This window comes from Lachnospiraceae bacterium GAM79, assembly GCA_020735665.1.
Lineage (GTDB): Bacteria > Bacillota > Clostridia > Lachnospirales > Lachnospiraceae > Coprococcus.
The window spans coordinates 61,854-81,458 of sequence record CP085928.1; the positions used below are offsets into that span (position 1 = coordinate 61,854).

Here is a 19,605-nt window from a genome sequence, read left to right on the forward strand (position 1 = left end):
AAAAACGCCGGGCAGAGGAAACCTGTCCGGCCAGGAAAGGAGATGGTCGTATTGGAACAGGCACTTGCTTATGTCTGCTGTTCTGCAGAAGAAGGAAAGACCAAAGTACAGCGGTACTGCCGGAAGATCTACGAACTGGGATATGTGCCGATCTGCCCGCAGTACAGCTTTTCCCCATTCCTTGATGACGGGGATGCAGAGGATATGCAGGCCATGCGGAGAATGTCCCACCAGATATTAAGGCGGTGCAGGATGGTGGTTGTCTGCGGAAAAGAGACCACCGGGACGATGAACACGGAGATCAGCATGGCTGACAGACTCCATATCATCTGTACCACACTGGATGGGTTGAGCAAAATCAAGGAAAATGAATGATTCAGAAAAACGACTGGTTCAGAGGGGACGAAACCGGATGCGACTGGTTTTGCAAGCATAGCGTTTGGATATCCAAACGCACTTTGGGGAGAACCCCAATCCCCCATACCGAGCCGTAAACAGACGAAAGGAGAACGAAAAAATGTTGGGATTTATACTTGGCACAATGACCGGAGGAGTAATGGGCGTTTTTGCAATGTGTCTTTTCATAGCTGGAAAACGTGAGGATGAGGCACTGGAGCGGTGCCGGATGAAACCAAAGGAGATCATTGACCACGGCGTGTGCATCTGTTTTGTAAACAGCCAGGGAGAGGAACTGTTCCGTCTGGCAGACGGGGAAAGCCTTGTGCAGAATGCCCCAAATGGAGAGCGGAACGTATCCACCTGCCACTATCTGGATGCCGATTCTGCTATGATTGATGGGAAAAAATGGAACCTCCTGGAATTCGCAAAAGAGATGGAAAAGAGAGGGATCATGTTCGCCCCGATGGAGCTGTGCCAGGTATCGGAAAGGGGGTGAGGCCCATATGAAGAAAAAGATCATTGCTGCAGCGGTAGCCATCGGCGTTCTGGCAGGTTTCCTGATCTGGAAAAATCGTGAAATGTAATGACGCAACCAATAACCCGTTGGAAAGCAGGTGAAGAGATGAGAAAAAGGAACCATGTGATACCAGTCCGCCTCAATGCAAAAGAGCTGCGTTTTCTGGAAGAGCAGGTAGAAAAAAGCGGCCTGTCCCGTGAGGAATACATCCGTTCCATTGTCATGGGTGGCGAAGTCCGGGCAAGACCCTGTGAGCATCATACGGAGCTTTTGCGGAAAATATCCGGTCTGTGCAACAACGCCAATCAGCTTGCCCATGTAGCCAACGGCTGTGGGATGGCCGGGGAAGAGAGTATCCGGGAAATGCTCCGCATGACGAAAGAGACATGGAGGCTGGTCAAAGAGGAATGGTAGCCGATGGCATACACCAGTATCATCCCGGTCAGCCGTCTGGACAATTCCATCACGTACATCCGAAACAAGGATAAGACCACCAAGAAAGGGCAGAGTGCCGGCTCTCTGGAAGAAGCCATCGATTACGCCATGAATCGGGACAAGACGGAGCGTTCCGTTTTTGAGGATGCCATCGGCTGCGTCTGTGAGACTGCCTATCAAGATATGGTAGCTACGAAGAAACGATACCACAAGATGGACGGAGTACAGGGGTACCATCTGGTGCAGAGCTTTGTCAAAGGGGAAGTCACCCCGGAGCTTGCTCACCAGATCGGCATGGAAATGGCAGAAAGGCTCCTTCAGGGAAAATACGAAGCAGTCATCACCACCCATCTGAATACGGAGCATTACCACAACCACATCGTGTTTAATTCCGTGAGCATGGAAGATGGGAAAAAGTACCACAGCAACAGCAGGAGTTACTATGAGGATGTGCGGAAAGCTTCGGATGCCTTATGCCTGAAATACGGCTTATCTGTCATCGAACCGAAAAACGGCAAAGGGAAATCCTATGCACAGTGGATGGCAGAACAGGACGGAAAGCCGACCTGGAGAACCTCGATCCGTCTGGACATCCGGGATGCTGTGGCAGAGAGCTTCACATGGAAACAGTTTCTGGAACAGATGAAGCAGAGGGGATACCAGTGGAAGCTGAACCGGAAGTACATTGCATTAAAAGCACCGGGGATGGAACGGTATATCCGTCTGCGGAGCCTTGGGAAGCATTACTCGGAAGAGAGCATCCGGCAGTGGATCTTGCAGCCCAAGAGCAGGATACCTGCTGGAAAAGAAGGAGATTCCAGATTCCCGAAAAAGAAGTTAAAAGGGATACAGGCCCTGTACTATTCCTATCTGTACCAGATGGGTGCACTAAAGCAGAAGCCGAAAAGGATTTCCCCGGTGCTCCGGGCAGACATCCGAAAACTGGATGCCAGGATCGAGCAGATGGAATTTCTACAGAAGCATCAGATTACTAGCCGTGAAGAGCTACTCGCCTACCGCACATCGTTGGAAGAGAGGGTACAGGCACTCACGAAAGAGCGGAAGCGGCTCTACCGGAGCGAACCGGACAGTGTCAGGATCGGTCAGATCACCGAAGAACTGAAGCCGCTTCGAAAGGATATCCGCATTTGTATCCGGATCGAACAGCAGTCCCAGGAGATGGAAGAAAAGATGCGTCTGGCAGAGCAGATCCAGAGACAGGAAGAAGAACAGACGGAGAAAAACAGAAAACCGAGAACAGAAAGCAGGTGAACAACATGAATTATGGAGGCGATGCGGCGGACCAGATCGTCCGGTATTCCCTAGACGGCGTGGACCACGGGCTCAGGCTTTCGGGTACGCTGGCAAAGCATCTGGCGGTATTTGTTGCCGCCGTATTAAAAGACCAGAAGAAAACGAGGGGCAAGACCAGAATGGTGCGGATGTTAAAGGAGAACAAGCCATTGAAGTTCTTCACTGTGCCATCTGACCGCCTGCGTGAATTCTGCAGTGAGGGCAGGAAACGAGGACTGCTCTATGTGATCATCCGGGATAAAAAGAACCCGGAGATGAGCGAGGTCATGGTCTTTGCCGATGATGCAGCCAAAGTCAACCGTGTCATGGATAAGATGAACCTTGATTTTGTAAGGAGCGAAGTCGGGGAAGCTGTCCATGAGGTAACCGCCGGAATGGAAGCACCGGAAACCGAAGCAGTACAGGAAACTGTGCAGATGCCGGAGGGCGAGGTGCAGTTTGAAATCAGCGATCTGGACGAAGCATTCCAGGTCGGTGACATGGACTTTTCTGAAGAGGAAAAGAACCAGAATCATCCCGAAAAGGAGTTTTCCGAACCGGAAAATTTTATCCCGGTGCAGGAAGAGGGGGAAGAGAATCTGTCCGGCTCTTCCTTGCACAGCAGAAATATTTCTACCGGGCAGGAAAAAGGGACTGATGCAGGGCAGAGGGAACAGGAGCGTCCCAGTGTCCGCCGGGAGCTGGAGAACATCAAACGGGAGAAAGCAGAGGAATCCCAGAAGCGGAGCCGGGAAAAGAACCGTGGACCAAGGAAAACGCAGAAGAAAGCAAGAAAGAAACGAAAGGTGAAAGCGAGGTAGGAGATGGACCTGACAAAATTTTTAGGGCAGGACTCGCAGGAGCAGTCCGCCCAGCGGTTATCGAAAGAAGAATATGCCGCACAGAAAAAGCAGGAGAGGGAAGAAATCTGGGGTATGATCGATGGAAAGGCACAGGAGGTCTTCCAGAATGGGGACTCCTTAAAAGGATTCCTTGATTTTATGGGACAGTGCAAGCCGCAGAGGACAGACAACCTGTTCCTGCTTTATGCACAGAATCCGGAGATCCGGCAGGTCAAGACCTTTGAAAAATGGAAGGAAGAAGGCAAGGTAGTCAAGACCGGAAGCAAGGGATACAACTTCATTGTCGGACAGGAATATGAAAAGGACGGTGTCATCCAGCAGGGGTACTCCATCCAGAAAGCCTATGACATCAGCCAGATCCGTACCAAGCAGCCAGAAGAGGCAGAGCCAAAGCCGATGGACCAGCTGATGGAAGCACTGCTGACCGACAGCGAGGTACGGATTCAGATCGCAGACAATCTGCCGGATAAGGTACAGGCACAGTACATCCCGAATAAGCGGACGATCTATGTCCGAAATGGCATGAGCGAAAATGCAACGTTCCATTCCATCAGCCGGGAGCTGGCCTGTGCATCCCTTGACCATCACGATGGAAGCTACAGCCGGGCAGGGGTATCGGCACAGGCCTATTGTGCGGCGTATGTGACAGCACAGAAATACGGCGTGGATGTCTCCGGTTTTTCCTTTGACAAGGTATGCCAGATGCAGGCATTCGGACAGAAAGATCCGAAAGAACTCCGCTCCTTTATCCAGGATGTAAAGAGTGCAGCCTATTCCATTGGCAAGCAGGTAGACCGCAACCTTGGCAAAAGCGAGCAGGAATTTATGACCGATGAATTTGCCATCCCGGAGGAAAAAACGGAGAAACCTGCCAAGAGTAAAAAGTCTCCGGAACGCTGATAAAAAGGGGCTTTTCCGGCTCTTTTGCAGTAGCTTTCCGGGAGGAAGTGTGGTATGTTGTGGTTGAGAAAAAAGAGGAAAAAAGGAGGCTCGCCTATGACAAGAATGCGATATGTAAAGATGGACCGGATCATGAACCACATGCTGATCCATGCACTCCGGGAAGTGTTCCGGCAGGAAAAAGAACAGGGGCTTCCGGTGGATACCACACGGGATCTGGTTCTGAAGCTGGCAGAGCAGGAAGAGGGAAAGCTCTACCTGACAGAAGCCGAACACAGCAAATCCGTGGAAGCCTTAAACCAGCTCCGGGACACATACCTGAAAAACGGACGCTATTCCGATGGGATCGACAGCGTCCTGTTAAAGATCATGAAATCCAGATACCGCCCATACCGTGGAAGGGGAAGATGAAGAAAGGATGTGGTACAAATATACAGAAATATGACACAAGAAAGAATAGAAGCCATGCGGAGAAGATATCCGCCGGGAACCGAGGTCATGCTTAACAGCATGGAGGGGGAGAGCCACATGCCACCCGGCTTAAAAGGTAAGGTGGATATGGTAGACGATGCAGGGCAGATCCACGTAAACTGGGAGAATGGAAGCAGCCTTGCCCTCGTTCCGGGAGTGGACAGCTTCCACATTACAGACCTGCCAAGAGCAGAGAGGCCCAAACAGCAGCCATCCCGGTAACAAACAGCCGGAAGTCAGACTGGGTGATTTGGCTTGCCGGACTGCCTGTCATCTGGTGGGTAGCAATCCTGCTTGCGGATGCCATCCAGCCGGGCAGGAATCTTTTCGAGCTGATGGAGGTTCTCACAGAAAAGCTGAACCATCCCTTCCAGTTTCATTATACGGAATACACCATCAAGTCGATGCTGGTCTGCACGTTACTTTACGCAGCCGGGATCGGCATTTTTTATTCCAGTCAGAAGAACTACCGCAGAGGGGAAGAACATGGCTCTGCCAGATGGGGCGATGCCCGGCAGATCTGTAAGAAATATAGCAAGAAGCCGTACTCCCAGAACATCCTGCTGACACAGAACTTCCGCATTAGCCTTGACACCCACAAGCACCGCAGATGTCTCAACATTCTCGTAGTGGGAGGCTCCGGTGCAGGAAAATCCAGAGGCTTTGCCCTGCCAAACATCATGCAGTGCTGCTGTTCGATGGTCATCACCGATCCGAAAGCCGAGCTGCTCCGAAAGACAGGCGGTCTGCTGGAAAAGAAAGGATATGAGGTGCGTGTCTTTGACCTCATCAATCCCGACACATCTTTTTGCTACAATCCATTCGAGTATGTCCACGATGACAAAGACGTGCTCCGTCTTATTTCCAATCTGATACAAAACACCACACCCAAAGGTTCCCAGTCCTCCGATCCCTTCTGGGAGAAGAGCGAAACCGCACTGCTTCAGGCACTGATGCTGTATCTGCTCCACGAAGCTCCGCCGGAAGAACAGAACTTCGCCATGATTATGGAGATGTTAGGCTCGGCACAGGTAAAAGAAGAGGACGAGGACTACGAGTCCCCTCTGGACATTTTGTTTGACCGTCTGGAGATGCGGGACCCGGACAGCATTGCCGTCAAGCAGTATCACATTTACAAGCAGGCGGCAGGAAAGACCGCCAAGTCCATCCTGATCAGTGTAGGTGTCCGGCTGGCAGCCTTCAATCTGCCGCAGATTGCCAAGCTGACCAATACTGATGAACTGGATCTTTCCAACATGGGAGAAAGAAAAGTTGCCCTTTTCTGCTGTATCCCGGATGCAGACACCTCTTTGAATTATCTGGTAGGCATGATCTACAGCCAGCTTTTCCAGACGCTTTATTACATGGCAGACCGTGTGCATGGCGGTGCCCTCCCGGTTCCGGTCAACTGCATCATGGATGAGTTTCCAAACGTATCCCTGCCAAATGAGTTTGAGAAGATCCTGGCAACCTGCCGTTCCCGTTCCATTTACTGCAGCATCATCATCCAGAACATGAGCCAGCTAAAGGCTCTGTTCAAGGACTCCTGGGAAAGTCTGGTGGGCAACTGCGATGAGTTTTTGTACCTGGGCGGCAATGAAAAAGAGACACACAAATATGTATCAGAATTACTGGGGAAAGAAACCATAGACACCAACACCTACGGGCAAACCAAAGGAAAATCCGGCAGCTACTCCACCAACTTCCAGCAGAGCGGAAGGGAGCTGTTACAGCCGGATGAAGTCCGTATGCTGGATAACCAGAATGCACTTCTGTTTATCCGCGGGGAGCGGCCCATACTGGATGCCAAGTATGACCTGATGAAGCATCCCAACATCCGGTATACCGAGGACGGAGGTGCCGGCCCGTTCAATTATGCGAAAGCACCGCTGGCGCATGACGATTTTACATTTGACGAAACAAGATATGACGATTACGAACTGCTTCTGGATGAGGACATCATCGGGGAGCTTTTTTGATGGGAGGAATGCCAATGAATTTACTGAAAAATAAGAAACACACAGAAATCAGGAAAGAGACCGCACCGCTAAAGATGAAGAGAGGGCAGAAGAAACTGTTTGCTCTGTATGCAGTCATGGTACTGTCGATCTGCATTGGGGCGACCTGCGTTTATGCCGCAGGCGATCCGCTGACCGTAGTCAATAACCTATCCACGTTTATCTTTTCCCTGATCCGCGCCATTGGCCTGATTCTGCTGGGATTTGGTATCGTGCAGGTCGGTCTGTCCTTAAAGAGCCACGATCCAAGCCAGAGGGCAAACGGATTTTTGACACTGGCAGGCGGTATCATCATTACCTTTGCAAAAGAGATCCTGGACCTAATCATGGGATAGGAGAAGAGTCCAGAAGGGGAGCCATGCGAAATGCCGGCTCCCTGCTCACTTTTGAGGATGGGAGGTGAAACTGTTTGAGTGATAACTGGATCGTACAGAATCTAAATTCTGCCTTGCAGACCTGGAGCGACAAGCTGGCTGAAATCTGGACACTGCTGACGCAAAGCCCGGAGAATTTCAAGGGCGGGGCAATCTGGAGCGTGATGACGAACATCAACGGTGGACTGAAAGCCATCGGGTACGGCCTGCTGGTTCTGTTCTTTGCGGCAGGGCTGGTAAAAACCTGTGGGAGTTTCACGGATATGAAAAAGCCGGAACACGTAGTGAAAGCCTTTATCCGTTTTGCACTGGCACAGGGAGCCGTTATGTCCGGCATGGAGCTTCTGACAGCGATCTTTTCCATTGTGCAGGGCATCGTGACCAACATCATGTCCCACTCCGGGATGGCAGGGGGAACCGTAACGGAACTGCCCTCGGAGATCGTGGACAAGATCGAAGCGGTCGGGATGCTGGAATCTATCCCTTTGTGGATCGTAACTTTATTAGGAAGCCTGCTGATTACGGTATTGTCATTTGTCATGATTCTGACTGTATACGGGAGAATGTTTAAGCTGTATATGTACACAGCCATCGCACCGATTCCATTGGCAACCTTTGCCGGGGAGCCAACCCAGTCTGTAGGAAAGAACTTTATCCGTTCCTACGCCGGGGTATGTCTGGAAGGAGCCATCATCGCACTGGCCTGCATCATCTTTTCGGTGTTTGCATCAAGTCCGCCGGCCATCGGGGACACCAGCCTGTCCGCCGTGACCATTGTCTGGAATTACGTCGGGGAACTGGTATTTAACCTGCTGGTACTGGTCGGGGCAGTCAAGGCATCCGACCGTATCGTAAAAGAAATCATGGGATTATAGGAGGCGAAAAAAATGGAAGAACCAAAGACACTGAGCTACGACTGGCAGTATGGCCGGGAGGAATTATTTCTCAGGGTAGACAGTTACATGAGCGATGACAATCTCTATATCGGGCTTTACCATATGGAAGATGGATACCCGGAAAGCTTTGCAGACCTTACGGTAAACCTGCCTTTTGCTCCGCTGGGCGGTATCAATGAAGCCTATATCGACCACAATTTCAGCAAAGAAAAGCTTCGTTTTATAAAGCAGCATAAGCTGGGAACGATACAGCCGGATACCGCATCCTCCGGTTACTGCATCTTCCAGAGGGTTGCATTCGACCTGAAAAACTGGCAGAGCTTGATCCGGAAGGAACAAAAAGATTTATGGAAAGAAATGGCATCCGGCAAAGGGATGTACCAAAACAGAAACAAAAGAAAAAACAGAGATTACAAAGAGAAAGGTAGGAAACAACATGGAAGTGAAAATGAATAAAGAAATCCGAGACTATCAGGAGTCAATGTTCTGGGGCTTAAGCTTCCGGCAGTGCTTATTTTCGGTACTGGCGATCCTGGCAGCCCTTGGAATCTATTTTGTCACCCGGAAATATGCCGGGGAACAGGTAACCGGATGGCTGTGCGTGCTTGGGGCGGCTCCCTTTGCAGCCTGCGGCTTTTTCCGTTACCACGGCATGACGGCAGAACAGTTCGCATGGGCAGTCATCAAATCCGAACTGCTGTACCCGAAACGGCTGGTATTCAAATCAGAGAACCTGTACTTTTCCTGCATGGAAGAGAGCCTGCGGCTGGGTGAAAAGATGATGGGAAACGGAGCGGAACTTCTGGAAAAGAAGCGGACGAAACAGAAGAAACCAAAGAAGCGAAGAGGAAGGGGTGATGCCTTTGATTAAAACCCTGAGTCAGACACTGAAACAGGACAAGGAAAAATTTAAAGTACCGAAGTCTGTCCAGCAGGCCATCCCGATTCGCAAGATCTGGCCAGATGGTATTTTTCAGGTGGAGAGCAAGTATTCCAGGACATTCCGGTTTACGGATATCAACTATTCCATTGCCAGTAAAGCGGATAAGACGGAAATGTTCCTGGACTACTCTGAACTTTTAAATGCACTGGATTCTGGCTGTACGGCGAAGATCACCCTGAACAATCGTAAGATCAACAAGGAAGAGTTTGAGCAGTCCCTGCTGATCCCGATGAAAGGGGACGGTCTGGACGAGTACCGGAAAGAGTACAATGACATGCTCCTTTCCAAGATCTCCGGTACCAACAACAGTATCTACCAGGAACGCTATCTGACCATCAGCGTCCACAAGAAAAACATCGATGAAGCCAGAACCTATTTCGCACGTGTGGGAACGGACATCATCACCCATCTGGCCAAGCTGTCCTCTATTGGGGAAGAGCTGGATGCAGAGCAGAGGCTACAGATCTTCCGGGACTTTTTCAAGGCAGACGTTCCACAGAGTTTTCCATTTGACATGAAAGCCTTTGCGAAAAAAGGACACAGCTTCAAAGACTGGATCTGCCCGGACACAATGGAATTCCATAACGACCATTTCAAGCTGGGCGAGCAGTACGGCAGAGTCCTTTTTATGGAAGATTACGCCAGCTATGTAAAGGATGAGATGATCTCCGAACTGTGCAGCCTTGGCAGGAACCTGATGCTGTCCATTGATATCATCCCCGTACCGACAGACGAAGCGGTGCGTGAGATCCAGAACCGACTGCTGGGCGTGGAGACAAACGTCACCAACTGGCAGAGACGCCAGAATGCCAACAATAACTTTTCAGCCGTAGTTCCCTATGACATGGAGCTGCAGAGAAAAGAGACCAAGGAAATGCTGGACGATCTGACCACCAGGGATCAGAGGATGATGTTCGGCATCCTGACAATGGTACATATGGCAGACAGCAAGAAACAACTGGACTCCGATACGGAAACCCTGTATTCCATTGCGAGAAAACACCTCTGCCAGATGGCAACTTTGAAGTGGCAACAGGTCGATGGACTGAATACCGTCCTGCCGTATGGCCTGCGGAAAATCGATGCAGTGCGTACCCTTACTACAGAATCCACCGCCGTCCTGATCCCGTTCCATACGCAGGAAATCATGCAGCCGGGAGGCATCTATTATGGGCAGAATGCCGTCAGCAAAAATATGCTGGTGGCAGACCGAAGGAAGCTGTTAAACGGCAACTCTTTCCGACTGGGTGTCAGCGGCTCCGGCAAGAGCTTCTCGGCAAAAGAGGAGATCGTAGACCTTGCCCTTTCCACGGAAGATGACATCCTCATCCTCGATCCGGAGTCGGAGTTTGCTTCTCTGGTGGAAGCCTTAAACGGAGAGGTCATCCGGATCTCGGCAACCTCGGATACCCATCTGAATGCACTGGATATGGATTCTGCCTATGGCAATGACCGAAATCCTCTGATTGAGAAGTCAGAATTTATCCTTTCCCTGTTTGAGCAGCTCGTAGGAGCCGGAAACCTTTCGGCAAAGGAGAAATCCATCCTTGACCGCTGCACCGCAGATGTGTACCGGGATTATATGAGGGGCGGTTACAAAGGGCAGGTGCCGACCTTAAAGGACCTGTACCGACAACTCATGCTCCAGCCGGAGGAAGAAGCCAGAGGGCTGGCTCTGTCTTCGGAACTGTTTATCAATGGCAGTCTGAACACCTTTGCCCAGGAAACCAATGTCAACACGAAGAGCCGTATCATCGACTATGACATCCGGGAGCTGGGCGAACAGCTGATGCCCCTTGGCATGCTGGTCACATTGGATTCGATTTTTAACCGTGTGATCCAGAACTGGAAGAAGGGAAAAACGACATGGATCTTTGCGGATGAGTTTTATCTGCTGTTCCGCTATGAATACAGTGCGGACTTTTTCTACCGCCTGTACAAGCGTATCCGTAAGTATTCCGGATTTGTAACCGGACTTACCCAGAACGTTGAGGAACTTCTGAAATCCGATACCGCCCGCCTGATGCTGGCGAACAGTGAGTTCCTGATCCTTTTGAATCAGGCTACCACCGACCGGGATGAGCTGGCGGCACTTCTGAATATTTCAGACAATCAGTTATCCTACATCACCAATGTGGGTGCCGGCCATGGTCTGATCCGCTGTTCCGGGAATCTGGTGCCGTTTGAAAATTCGTTTCCAAGAAATACAAAACTGTACCGCCTGATGACAACCAAGCCGGGCGAAGCGTAAGAGCGGGACAAGCCGGGACTGGAGGTGAGAGATGAAGGATATCAAAACCAAAGAAGTTACAACAAAACCAAAGACCAAAAATCCTGCCTCCAGAATCCCCAAGGAGCTGATGCGGACGGCCATACTGGAGAGCAAGGAAAAATCCCAGACCATCGCAAATGCCAGGGACAATGACATGGGAGAACAGTCCCCATCCGAATATGCCAGTGGGAAAGTCACATCCGCAGAGGAATGGGCTGCAAGAAAGACAGGCAGAACTGTAACCAGAGCCGGAAAGACAGCCGCACAGACTTCCTACGAGAAGATCAAACAGAGAGCCGCTGGCAAAAAAGAAGCGGAGAAAGAAACCGCCAGAGGAACAGGGGACACACAGACCGCCAATCCTGCCAGCCGGGAAGCTCAGGAAGCACAGATCCGGGAAGTACAGATCCAGGAAGCCCAGCGGCAAAAGGTGGTTTCAGATGCCGTCAAAACGAAAGAGCAGAAGATCCGGGCTGCCAGGGAGACACCAAGAATCCAGAACAGACAGGAAATAGCAGAAATGAAGCAGCTCTCCATCCGAGAACAGAGCCGGAAGAAGGAAGCAAAAGATACAGTAAGGCAGACCGCCATCCGACAGAAACAGCCGGAAACCATTCGGATTAAAGAAAAACCAAGGAAACAGCCGGAGCCGAAAACCATACAGAAGCGTATCATCAAGACGGCTCCCCAGTCTGCGAAGATCAGCGTCCAGCCAGAGCAGAAGCTCCGTGCGGCCAGCTCCAACGCCCTGACAGCCCGGATGCAGAAGCAGATGGAACGAAGGGCAGCGAAACAGGCGGCGAAGAAAGCAGCCTTGCAGACTTCTGATGGAATCCGTCGGATACAGAAAACGGCAAGGGCAGGGGAGAATACATTCAAGGCAGCTAGGGCCGCCGTGGAAGTGGCAGCGAAAACCGTGCAGTCCATGATGGCTGCACTGGGAGCCGCCGGAGCAGTTATCGTTCTTTTATTGGTTATCATGGTTGGAATCATTGGCGGTGCGGCATTTTCAGGAAGCTCAGAGAGCAACGAAGCATTGAGTCAGGAAGTCCTTTCCTATACAACAGCTATCCAGAAATATGCCAACCAGTACGGAATCCCCGAATACGTTTCCGTGATACAGGCAATCATGATGCAGGAATCCGGCGGCCGGGGAACCGATCCCATGCAGAGCAGTGAGTGCCCATACAACACTAGGTACTCCAACAGTCCCAATGCCATCCAGGACGCAGATTACTCCATACAGGTAGGAATCCAGTATTATGCAGACTGCCTGAAGGAAGCCGGATGCACCAGTCCACAGGATATGGATAAGCTGAAACTGTCCCTGCAAGGATATAACTACGGCAACGGATACATAACGTGGGCGATACGGAAGTATGGCGGTTACAGTGCCGAAAATGCCCTGCAGTTCTCCAACGAGCAGGCGGCTTCGCATGGATGGAGTGCCTATGGCGACCCAGAGTACGTCCCACATGTCCTGCGGTATTATTCCAGCGGCGGATTGTTTGCCGGCCTGTTTGGAGGCAGCGGCCAGATCGTATCGGTGGCACTTACCCAGCTTGGAAATGAGGGAGGCCAGAAGTTCTGGTCGTGGTATGGCTTTGACAGCCATGTGGCATGGTGTGCCTGCTTTGCCAGCTGGTGTGGGGATCAGGCAGGACTCATCGAGAGCGGCAAGATGCCAAAATTCTCCCTGTGCGATGATGGAATCGCATGGTTCCAGAGCAAGGGAAAGTGGAAAAGCCGGGGATATTCCCCAGCACCCGGAACCCTGATCTTTTTTGACTGGAACGGGGACGGAACCTCAGACCATGTGGGAATCGTGGAGAAAACCGAAGGCAGTACCGTATACACCGTAGAAGGAAACTCCAGCAATGCCGTGAACCAGAGAAGCTATAATATTAATAACGGAACAATCATGGGATATGGTATACTTTGAAAATAAAAATATAAGTTATAACCTATGAAGAGAAATTTGATATGTACAAGTTGACTTTTTTATTTGATTGAAATTTTAATTTTATATGAAATGAAAAGAACCAGTGAGAGAATCGTTAAATTTCACTCACTGGCTCAATTCGTTTCAAATTTTTCGGACAACTCTGTCAGTTCTTTCACCGTTTCCTGGGTGTGATGCAGCAGGGTGTCACGCATTTCTGGCGGACAGCTGGAATAAAGCATTTTCATCTGATTGACACCCGCATCCTCCAGAGAAACATCTGGATTTATAAGTGTATCTAAAGAGATGTGCAGGACCTTTGCCAATGCTCTCAAAATCAAATAGGAAGGATTCATTTTCCCTTTTTCGATATTGGCGATTTGCTTTACAGAAACATGGCTCAGATCAGAAAGTTCCTGTTGTGTCAGTTCTTTATTCTTTCGGGCTTCCCGCATTTTTTGCCCTAAAGCAGTTAAATCATCAATCGGCATAATCGTTCACCTCAATAATATCGTATCGTTCCGGTTTATGTGATGGAATGACCTTATTATGCCGGTTAATGGGCTTGATTATACCGATTATAAAACTGAGAATACAAATTCCATTAAAGAGTAATGAAGGATGCAAACTTACCTGTATCCGTGACAGCATCCGGCGTGGTCTGAAGCAGCTGGCAAAGTATTTTTAGGGTAGAATAACAGAGGGCGCAAGGTCTCAAAGTGCTTCTGCATAAGACCTTGCGCCCTACCTATTGTAGTAGCCTTAGAGGTGTATTTTGTAAAGCTATCTTTGAGTGAAGAAACATGATCTTTATCAAGAAAATTTGTTTCTTTCGGATATGTTTATATAGTTCCACTTGATAGCCAAAATAATTCATAACTATTACCTTGAAGCGGGCAAGCACATCGGATAGAATAAATATAAAGAAAAGCAGCGGCGATCTGGCACAAACGTCACATCGCCGCCCTTTAGCATTTAGCATAGAAACCTTACATCAACTGTAAGTGGTTTATCTTCCTGCCATGCAGTAAAATATAATCAACAACTAATCAAAAAGCGAAAAGGCAAAAGGTGATAATATGAATTGCAAAGAAAAACTTTTGGAAGTCCGAGATATACACAAGGTATATACGAAAGAGGGTGTTCCTACAAAAGCTCTTAATGGCATTACCTTTGATGTTCTTGATGGCGAATTTTTGGGGATCATGGGCGCAAGCGGATCAGGAAAAACGACCCTGCTAAATTGCATTGCTACGGTTATTAAACCGACCTCCGGGCAAGTCCTGCTTTCCGGCGCAAATGTGAGTTCCTTTGATAGCGAAAAACTGGCTGAGTATCGGGGCAATAAAATAGGCTATCTGTTTCAGGATTTTGCTTTGCTTGACAACTTGACTGGCAGAGAAAATATCCTGCTGCCGCTTTCTATCCATAATGTAGATATATCTGCTGCGGAGAAGAAGTTGAATGACATTGCAGGACTTTTTGGAATCACGGATGTGCTCTCCAAATTTCCGGCGCAGATGTCAGGTGGTCAAAAACAGCGCGTCGCTGCCGCCCGCAGTTTGATTTCCGACCCCGATATTATTTTGGCAGATGAGCCAACTGGGGCATTGGATACAAAGGCAGCGCGGTTGCTTATGGAAAAACTGTGCGAGATCAATCACGGTCGCGGACGCACAATTTTGATGGTAACACACGACCCGAACGCTGCAAGTTTTTGTTCCAGAATCCTATTCATACAGGACGGTGTGATTTTCCATGAGCTGCGCCGGAAAATTCCGACTGAAACACGGGAGGAATTTTATGCGCGTATCTTACAGGTAATGGCACAGATGGGAGGAGGGAGTGCAAATGTTCTTTAACCTTGCGTGGCGAAACTCCAAACGAAACCGTAGTGAGAACCTGATTTATTTTCTTACTATGGTTACAGCTGTAGCCACATTTTATATCGTCCTCTCCCTTGGAAGTCAGGACGTGATGCGCTTCTTGGAGGAAATCGAAAGTGACGCTGTTAATCGACTTCTGACAATGCTAATGCCGACGGTTTATCTTTTTTCGCTGCTGTTTGTATTTTTCCTTGTCATTTTTGCGAACAAATATCAGCTTGAATGTAGGAGCCGGGAATTAGGGCTTTACCTGATGTTTGGAATGACAAAGCGACACTTGTTTATTCAAATCATGGCAGAGGGGCTAATCACATCACTGCTGGCTCTTTTGGGCGGACTGATCTGCGGCGGCTTTTTATCAGAGGTAATCAGCCTTGCTACGGCACGGCTTGTAGGTCGCGGCATAATTGCACATCAGTCAAGTTTTTCTGTGAGCGCTGTTCTCTTGACAACGCTTGGATTTCTAATGATTCAAGTTGTCGCGTTGTTCATCCTTTGTGGAAAACTATTCAACAAAGAAATCCACCAACTCCTTTATGGAGAAATGGCGAAGAAACAGCAAGTTGGAAAAATGAGTGGGAACTTATTTTCCCTCATTCTCGGAGCGGTAGTTTTGACGCTTGCATATTGGGTAATCCTAAAGTATTTCATGGTTGCTGGCGGTATGATGATAATTGTTGCCGTGATATTAGGTATTGTGGGAACAATGCTTTTTATCCGTGGGCTTGCAGGCTTGCTGAGCGCAGCGGCGGCTTCTGTGAAACGCAACACAACACACGGTCTATATATTTTCACTCTGCGGCAGTTACACGAAAATATAGTCCACAAGTATATTTCAATCGGTGTTGCATCTATTTTGATTATGCTCACTATCATGCTCATTGCGGACGGATCAACCCGCATTATGTCGTATGGGAACCAAATGACGCGGGGATCTTCTGTTTACGATTTTACCGTCACGGGCAATGAAGCGACTGTTGAAAAATACCTTTCGGGTAAGCAAATGCAGCCCTATGTGGCTGATTTGAGCCGCATGGAAACAGGAACAATGAAACGCCCAGCTTCCGTGAAAGCGAACTCTTTTATAGATTGGTCCGGGCTGCGTGAACAGGTTGTTTTGAATCTGCCGCCAGAAGTAGAGGATCCCGTCACACAAGGAGCTACAAGCTATGAGTTCAGTCCCAATCAACCAGCCGCGCTTAACCTTTTAGGGTGTATTGATACTACGGGAGCTTCGCCATTTTTAATTCCCGTATCTTCATATAACGAATTGCTGGAAGCAGCTGGAGAAAAAACTATCGTTCTTGGAATCGACGAAGCTGTATTCTATCTTAACCCGGATTTTCAGGGGAGTACAAAAGAAGAAACCACCACCATGTTGAACCAGATTGCGGAGGACGCACGGGCTAATGGTAAAGTCTTGATTTCTATTGACGGACTGCCAATTACGCTTATCCCGTTTGTGCCGATGAAAGGCTTGACTGCGGATGAAAACGTAAAAATCATAACCGCATTGATTGTTTCCGATGAAGTATATTCTGAATATGTAAATCCAGACACCGTTACCGTTTATCACAATTTCTGTATTCCGAGCGAAACTGTGGAAGCTGATGGCCTGATGGTGTCGATTATGGAAGCCCGTGACCTGTTAAAGCCCTCTGGCCTGTACTGCGAAAGCTATTTGGACAATTTCGGACGGCAACTATTTTATGTCATTTCCGGCAGCTACACGACCTTATACATGGGTTTTATGCTTCTAATTATCGCTTGCGCCCTACTTGCCCTGCAATTCCTAACCCAAATGCGAGAAACAAAGGCAAGGTATGCGACACTTTCTATTCTGGGCGCACGACGCGAACAAATGAAGCGTTCCATAAACCAACAGGTGCTATGGTATTTTCTGCTCCCGCTGTTTCCTGCGTGTATCAGCGGTACAGTCGGAATTTGCGCAATGCAGCATTACCTATACTCTAATATGGCAAAACTGCAACAGTCTTATCCTATGCTGCTCGTTATGGCGCTTGTCGTTGTTTGTATGCTTGCATTGTACGGTGTGGCTATTGCGCGGACAGCAAACCGTGAAATCAGCAAATTAAATTGGAAGCCAAATGCTTAATGGGCTTATTCGGGAAGGAGGTGTTCATATTGGCGCAAATTATTGTGGTTGAAGATGATGTATATATGCGGGAAGAATTGATTGATGTGTTGGAAAAAGCGGGATATGACGCTGTTCCTTTGCTTGACTTTGAAAATGCCGTATCACAGATAATGTCTCTTTCCCCGGACTTGATTTTGCTCGACATCAATCTTCCTTTTCACTCCGGCTTTGAAATCTGCAAAGAGGTAAAGGCCAAACAGCTTGGGACTGTGCTGATATTAACTGCAAGAGATAAATTACAGGACGAGCTTCACGCTTTGGGATTAGGGGCGGACGATTACCTAACAAAGCCATGCAACACGGAACGGCTTCTTGCCCGCATTAAAAACCTCTTGCGCCGCAAAGAAGAACAGATGCAGCAGGGATTGCTTAACGGGGGCGGCTTCCTGCTTGATCCAAACACTTTTACGCTCTATGCAGGAAAGAAATCTTATGTTCTTCCGCAGAATGAGGGGAAAATACTTCTCACCCTTTTGAAAAGCAGCCCGAACCTTGTATCAAAGAGCGACCTGTTTCATGTGCTTTGGGGAACAGCGGAGTTTATAGACGAAAATGCGCTGCAAGTCAATTTTACACGACTGCGGAAAACGCTGCGTGAAGTTGGACTTGATGATCGCATTGAAACGGTGCGCGGGCAAGGCTACCGTTTGAAAGAGCAGGTGGAAGTATGAAGAAATTTAATACTCTCTTGACCTATGTATCGTCCAATCGTATTTGGTTGATTACTCTTGGCTGCTTGGATTTGTTCTTTGCGTTTCTGGCATGGGTGGCTTATCCGGGGGATTTTTTGAGCCTTGTGGGGCTAATGATATTTGTATCACTTGCCGCGTTTGTCATCCCCTTTGTCATCTCAATTCATAAACGCAGTAAAATTGATGCCGCTTTTCGGCGCTTTCTGTTAGAGCCGGACGACACAAACGAATACCTGTTGTGTGAAAGTGCCCCCGCGTCAATGCGCCCATATATCCATGAATTAGCCCATCATCTGAGAATGCAAGAGGGGTATGTGAACGAACAGCAGTTAAAGGTTGCCAACTACGAAAGTTATATTGAAAATTGGGTGCATGAAATCAAGAAACCTCTGTCCCTTATGACGCTTCTTTTAGATAATCGAAAGGTTGAGATGTCACCGTTGGTGCATACTCGTATGCTATATGTACGCGACCATGTGCGGCAGAACGTAGAACAGATTTTGTACTTTTCACGTCTTGGGGCGGCTCACAAAGATTGCTATTTTGAACCAATTCTGATCTTAGAGACTTGTCGGGAAGCGGTTGAGGACAATTTATCCTTGCTTGAAGAAGCCCAATTTTCTGTCACATATTCCGGGAACGACTGTAACGTAATTTCTAACAAAAAAGGCTTTATGTTCATTTTGGGACAGATTATTAGCAACAGTGTAAAGTATGCTGTGAAGGACACCGCCCCCGCTATTCAATTTTCAGTAACGGATAATCCAGAAAGCGGGCAGATTACTCTATCCGTCAGCGATAACGGAACAGGTATACCCGCGTCTGATCTGCCGTTTGTTTTTGATAAGGGCTTCACTGGGGACGCAGGAAGCTTTTTAAGCCGCTCCACAGGTATGGGATTATATTTAGTGCAGAAAATGGCAAAAGATTTAGCGATAGATTTACAAATCACATCACAGTTGTCATGCGGAACAACCATTATTCTGATGTTCCCCAAGGTGCAATATCCAGTCAGGAGGTTTGATGATGCAACAGCAGATTCGTACGCAAACACCAAAGAAAAATAAGCCTGCGGCTTCTCTGATTATAAGTTGGCTGATTATCTTGGGCGTATATTTACTTTTGCGCCTTGTCTTTGTTATCTTCGGATTTCATTTGGCACCAGTTGTTTTAGGTGGATGTTTAGCTGTTCTACCTTACATTGCGGGAGCGTTTTATCTTTTTAAGACACCAGCGGCACATCGGGTGGGAGGTTGTGTGTTAGGAATTTTACTGCCGTCCATTGTAGAAAAACTCGTTCTTTATTTTTTGGGTGCGTCCCTTTACGGAATACCTCTGGCAGATGTCAGCGGAGTAATGAGCAGAATTGCAGCGAATGAGCCGTTCACACACATTTTTTCTAATCCGGCAGCACGCTATATTCTTAATCTATCATTTTTTGGATGGCAGTACATTGTCGGCAGTATTGTCGTATGTGCAATTCTGATTTTAGGCATGATGGGTATTCAAAAAAGAAAATCATGTTCTCGAACGTAAGGAAAACTGA

Annotated in this window: 21 protein-coding genes; 20 read left to right on the plus strand and 1 reads right to left on the minus strand. The window is 48.6% G+C overall.

The genetic code is table 11. The features are described from left to right. The first annotated feature begins 42 nt into the window (after positions 1–42). The 15 genes from LK416_00275 (at position 43) to LK416_00345 (ending at position 13,323) form a co-directional block, all read left to right on the plus strand. On the plus strand, positions 43–375 hold the full coding sequence (locus LK416_00275) for a hypothetical protein (protein UEA74648.1): 333 nt from the start codon (positions 43–45) through the stop codon (positions 373–375). 142 nt (positions 376–517) lie between these two features. Then, the gene (locus tag LK416_00280; GenBank protein ID UEA74649.1) at positions 518–895 is read left to right on the plus strand and encodes a DUF3789 domain-containing protein; all 378 of its coding nucleotides are present in this window, start codon (positions 518–520) and stop codon (positions 893–895) included. Between the two features lie 126 nt (positions 896–1,021). Then, positions 1,022–1,330 carry a plasmid mobilization relaxosome protein MobC gene (gene mobC, locus LK416_00285; GenBank protein ID UEA74650.1) on the plus strand — a complete coding sequence of 103 codons (309 nt, stop codon included), beginning with the start codon at positions 1,022–1,024 and terminating at the stop codon, positions 1,328–1,330. A gap of 3 nt (positions 1,331–1,333) precedes the next feature. After that, a complete protein-coding gene (locus tag LK416_00290; protein ID UEA74651.1) occupies positions 1,334–2,623 on the plus strand; it encodes a relaxase/mobilization nuclease domain-containing protein in 1,290 nt (429 codons plus the stop codon). A gap of 5 nt (positions 2,624–2,628) precedes the next feature. After that, entirely contained in the window at positions 2,629–3,465 is an 837-nt protein-coding gene (locus LK416_00295) for a PcfB family protein (protein UEA74652.1), read from the plus strand. A 3-nt stretch (positions 3,466–3,468) separates the two neighbouring features. Continuing rightward, positions 3,469–4,407, plus strand: a complete 939-nt coding sequence (locus LK416_00300) for an ssDNA-binding domain-containing protein (protein UEA74653.1) — start codon at positions 3,469–3,471, stop codon at positions 4,405–4,407. Between the two features lie 96 nt (positions 4,408–4,503). Next, entirely contained in the window at positions 4,504–4,818 is a 315-nt protein-coding gene (locus tag LK416_00305; protein ID UEA74654.1) for a hypothetical protein, read from the plus strand. A gap of 30 nt (positions 4,819–4,848) precedes the next feature. After that, positions 4,849–5,100 carry a DUF4314 domain-containing protein gene (locus tag LK416_00310; protein UEA75932.1) on the plus strand — a complete coding sequence of 84 codons (252 nt, stop codon included), beginning with the start codon at positions 4,849–4,851 and terminating at the stop codon, positions 5,098–5,100. A 23-nt stretch (positions 5,101–5,123) separates the two neighbouring features. After that, positions 5,124–6,857, plus strand: a complete 1,734-nt coding sequence (locus LK416_00315; GenBank protein ID UEA74655.1) for a type IV secretory system conjugative DNA transfer family protein — start codon at positions 5,124–5,126, stop codon at positions 6,855–6,857. Further along, on the plus strand, positions 6,857–7,231 hold the full coding sequence (locus tag LK416_00320; protein ID UEA74656.1) for a glutamyl-tRNA amidotransferase: 375 nt from the start codon (positions 6,857–6,859) through the stop codon (positions 7,229–7,231). The genes LK416_00315 and LK416_00320 overlap by 1 nt, the downstream gene beginning before the upstream one ends. 74 nt (positions 7,232–7,305) lie before the next feature. Next, the gene (locus LK416_00325; GenBank protein UEA74657.1) at positions 7,306–8,145 is read left to right on the plus strand and encodes a hypothetical protein; all 840 of its coding nucleotides are present in this window, start codon (positions 7,306–7,308) and stop codon (positions 8,143–8,145) included. Between the two features lie 12 nt (positions 8,146–8,157). Beyond that, complete coding sequence (locus LK416_00330) at positions 8,158–8,622, plus strand: DUF4313 domain-containing protein (protein UEA74658.1); 465 nt, start codon at positions 8,158–8,160, stop codon at positions 8,620–8,622. After that, positions 8,603–9,037 (plus strand): PrgI family protein, encoded by a 435-nt coding sequence (locus tag LK416_00335; protein UEA74659.1) that lies wholly within the window; start codon positions 8,603–8,605, stop codon positions 9,035–9,037. Before LK416_00330 ends, LK416_00335 begins: the two co-directional genes overlap by 20 nt. Next, positions 9,024–11,360, plus strand: a complete 2,337-nt coding sequence (locus LK416_00340) for a TraE family protein (GenBank protein UEA74660.1) — start codon at positions 9,024–9,026, stop codon at positions 11,358–11,360. Before LK416_00335 ends, LK416_00340 begins: the two co-directional genes overlap by 14 nt. Positions 11,361–11,391: 31 nt before the next feature. Further along, positions 11,392–13,323, plus strand: a complete 1,932-nt coding sequence (locus LK416_00345; protein UEA74661.1) for a lysozyme family protein — start codon at positions 11,392–11,394, stop codon at positions 13,321–13,323. 134 nt (positions 13,324–13,457) lie between these two features. On the opposite strand, the gene LK416_00350 is transcribed toward LK416_00345, so the two are convergent. After that, entirely contained in the window at positions 13,458–13,814 is a 357-nt protein-coding gene (locus tag LK416_00350; protein ID UEA74662.1) for a helix-turn-helix domain-containing protein, read from the minus strand. A gap of 588 nt (positions 13,815–14,402) precedes the next feature. Between LK416_00350 and LK416_00355 the strand changes: the two genes are divergently transcribed. The 5 genes from LK416_00355 to LK416_00375 are packed head-to-tail and all read left to right on the plus strand — an operon-like array spanning position 14,403 to position 19,595. Further along, a complete protein-coding gene (locus tag LK416_00355) occupies positions 14,403–15,185 on the plus strand; it encodes an ABC transporter ATP-binding protein (GenBank protein ID UEA74663.1) in 783 nt (260 codons plus the stop codon). Then, positions 15,175–17,325 (plus strand): ABC transporter permease, encoded by a 2,151-nt coding sequence (locus LK416_00360; GenBank protein ID UEA74664.1) that lies wholly within the window; start codon positions 15,175–15,177, stop codon positions 17,323–17,325. Before LK416_00355 ends, LK416_00360 begins: the two co-directional genes overlap by 11 nt. Further along, positions 17,325–18,038 carry a response regulator transcription factor gene (locus LK416_00365; GenBank protein ID UEA74665.1) on the plus strand — a complete coding sequence of 238 codons (714 nt, stop codon included), beginning with the start codon at positions 17,325–17,327 and terminating at the stop codon, positions 18,036–18,038. Before LK416_00360 ends, LK416_00365 begins: the two co-directional genes overlap by 1 nt. After that, entirely contained in the window at positions 18,035–19,126 is a 1,092-nt protein-coding gene (locus LK416_00370) for a sensor histidine kinase (protein ID UEA74666.1), read from the plus strand. Before LK416_00365 ends, LK416_00370 begins: the two co-directional genes overlap by 4 nt. Then, positions 19,086–19,595 (plus strand): hypothetical protein, encoded by a 510-nt coding sequence (locus LK416_00375; protein ID UEA74667.1) that lies wholly within the window; start codon positions 19,086–19,088, stop codon positions 19,593–19,595. The genes LK416_00370 and LK416_00375 overlap by 41 nt, the downstream gene beginning before the upstream one ends. Positions 19,596–19,605: the final 10 nt, after the last annotated feature.

Excerpts from the sequence above, each read along its gene's own strand:
- LK416_00355 (UEA74663.1), top strand. The coding sequence starts at position 14,403 with ATGAATTGCAAAGAAAAACTTTTGGAAGTCCGAGATATACACAAGGTA.
- LK416_00275 (UEA74648.1), top strand. The coding sequence starts at position 43 with ATGGTCGTATTGGAACAGGCACTTGCTTATGTCTGCTGTTCTGCAGAA.
- LK416_00370 (UEA74666.1), top strand. The coding sequence starts at position 18,035 with ATGAAGAAATTTAATACTCTCTTGACCTATGTATCGTCCAATCGTATT.
- LK416_00350 (UEA74662.1), bottom strand. The coding sequence starts at position 13,814 with ATGCCGATTGATGATTTAACTGCTTTAGGGCAAAAAATGCGGGAAGCC.
- LK416_00305 (UEA74654.1), top strand. The coding sequence starts at position 4,504 with ATGACAAGAATGCGATATGTAAAGATGGACCGGATCATGAACCACATG.
- LK416_00300 (UEA74653.1), top strand. The coding sequence starts at position 3,469 with ATGGACCTGACAAAATTTTTAGGGCAGGACTCGCAGGAGCAGTCCGCC.
- LK416_00320 (UEA74656.1), top strand. The coding sequence starts at position 6,857 with ATGGGAGGAATGCCAATGAATTTACTGAAAAATAAGAAACACACAGAA.
- LK416_00345 (UEA74661.1), top strand. The coding sequence starts at position 11,392 with ATGAAGGATATCAAAACCAAAGAAGTTACAACAAAACCAAAGACCAAA.
- LK416_00295 (UEA74652.1), top strand. The coding sequence starts at position 2,629 with ATGAATTATGGAGGCGATGCGGCGGACCAGATCGTCCGGTATTCCCTA.
- LK416_00365 (UEA74665.1), top strand. The coding sequence starts at position 17,325 with ATGGGCTTATTCGGGAAGGAGGTGTTCATATTGGCGCAAATTATTGTG.
- LK416_00280 (UEA74649.1), top strand. The coding sequence starts at position 518 with ATGTTGGGATTTATACTTGGCACAATGACCGGAGGAGTAATGGGCGTT.
- mobC (UEA74650.1), top strand. The coding sequence starts at position 1,022 with ATGAGAAAAAGGAACCATGTGATACCAGTCCGCCTCAATGCAAAAGAG.
- LK416_00330 (UEA74658.1), top strand. The coding sequence starts at position 8,158 with ATGGAAGAACCAAAGACACTGAGCTACGACTGGCAGTATGGCCGGGAG.
- LK416_00290 (UEA74651.1), top strand. The coding sequence starts at position 1,334 with ATGGCATACACCAGTATCATCCCGGTCAGCCGTCTGGACAATTCCATC.
- LK416_00335 (UEA74659.1), top strand. The coding sequence starts at position 8,603 with ATGGAAGTGAAAATGAATAAAGAAATCCGAGACTATCAGGAGTCAATG.
- LK416_00360 (UEA74664.1), top strand. The coding sequence starts at position 15,175 with ATGTTCTTTAACCTTGCGTGGCGAAACTCCAAACGAAACCGTAGTGAG.
- LK416_00340 (UEA74660.1), top strand. The coding sequence starts at position 9,024 with ATGCCTTTGATTAAAACCCTGAGTCAGACACTGAAACAGGACAAGGAA.
- LK416_00310 (UEA75932.1), top strand. The coding sequence starts at position 4,849 with ATGACACAAGAAAGAATAGAAGCCATGCGGAGAAGATATCCGCCGGGA.
- LK416_00375 (UEA74667.1), top strand. The coding sequence starts at position 19,086 with ATGCAACAGCAGATTCGTACGCAAACACCAAAGAAAAATAAGCCTGCG.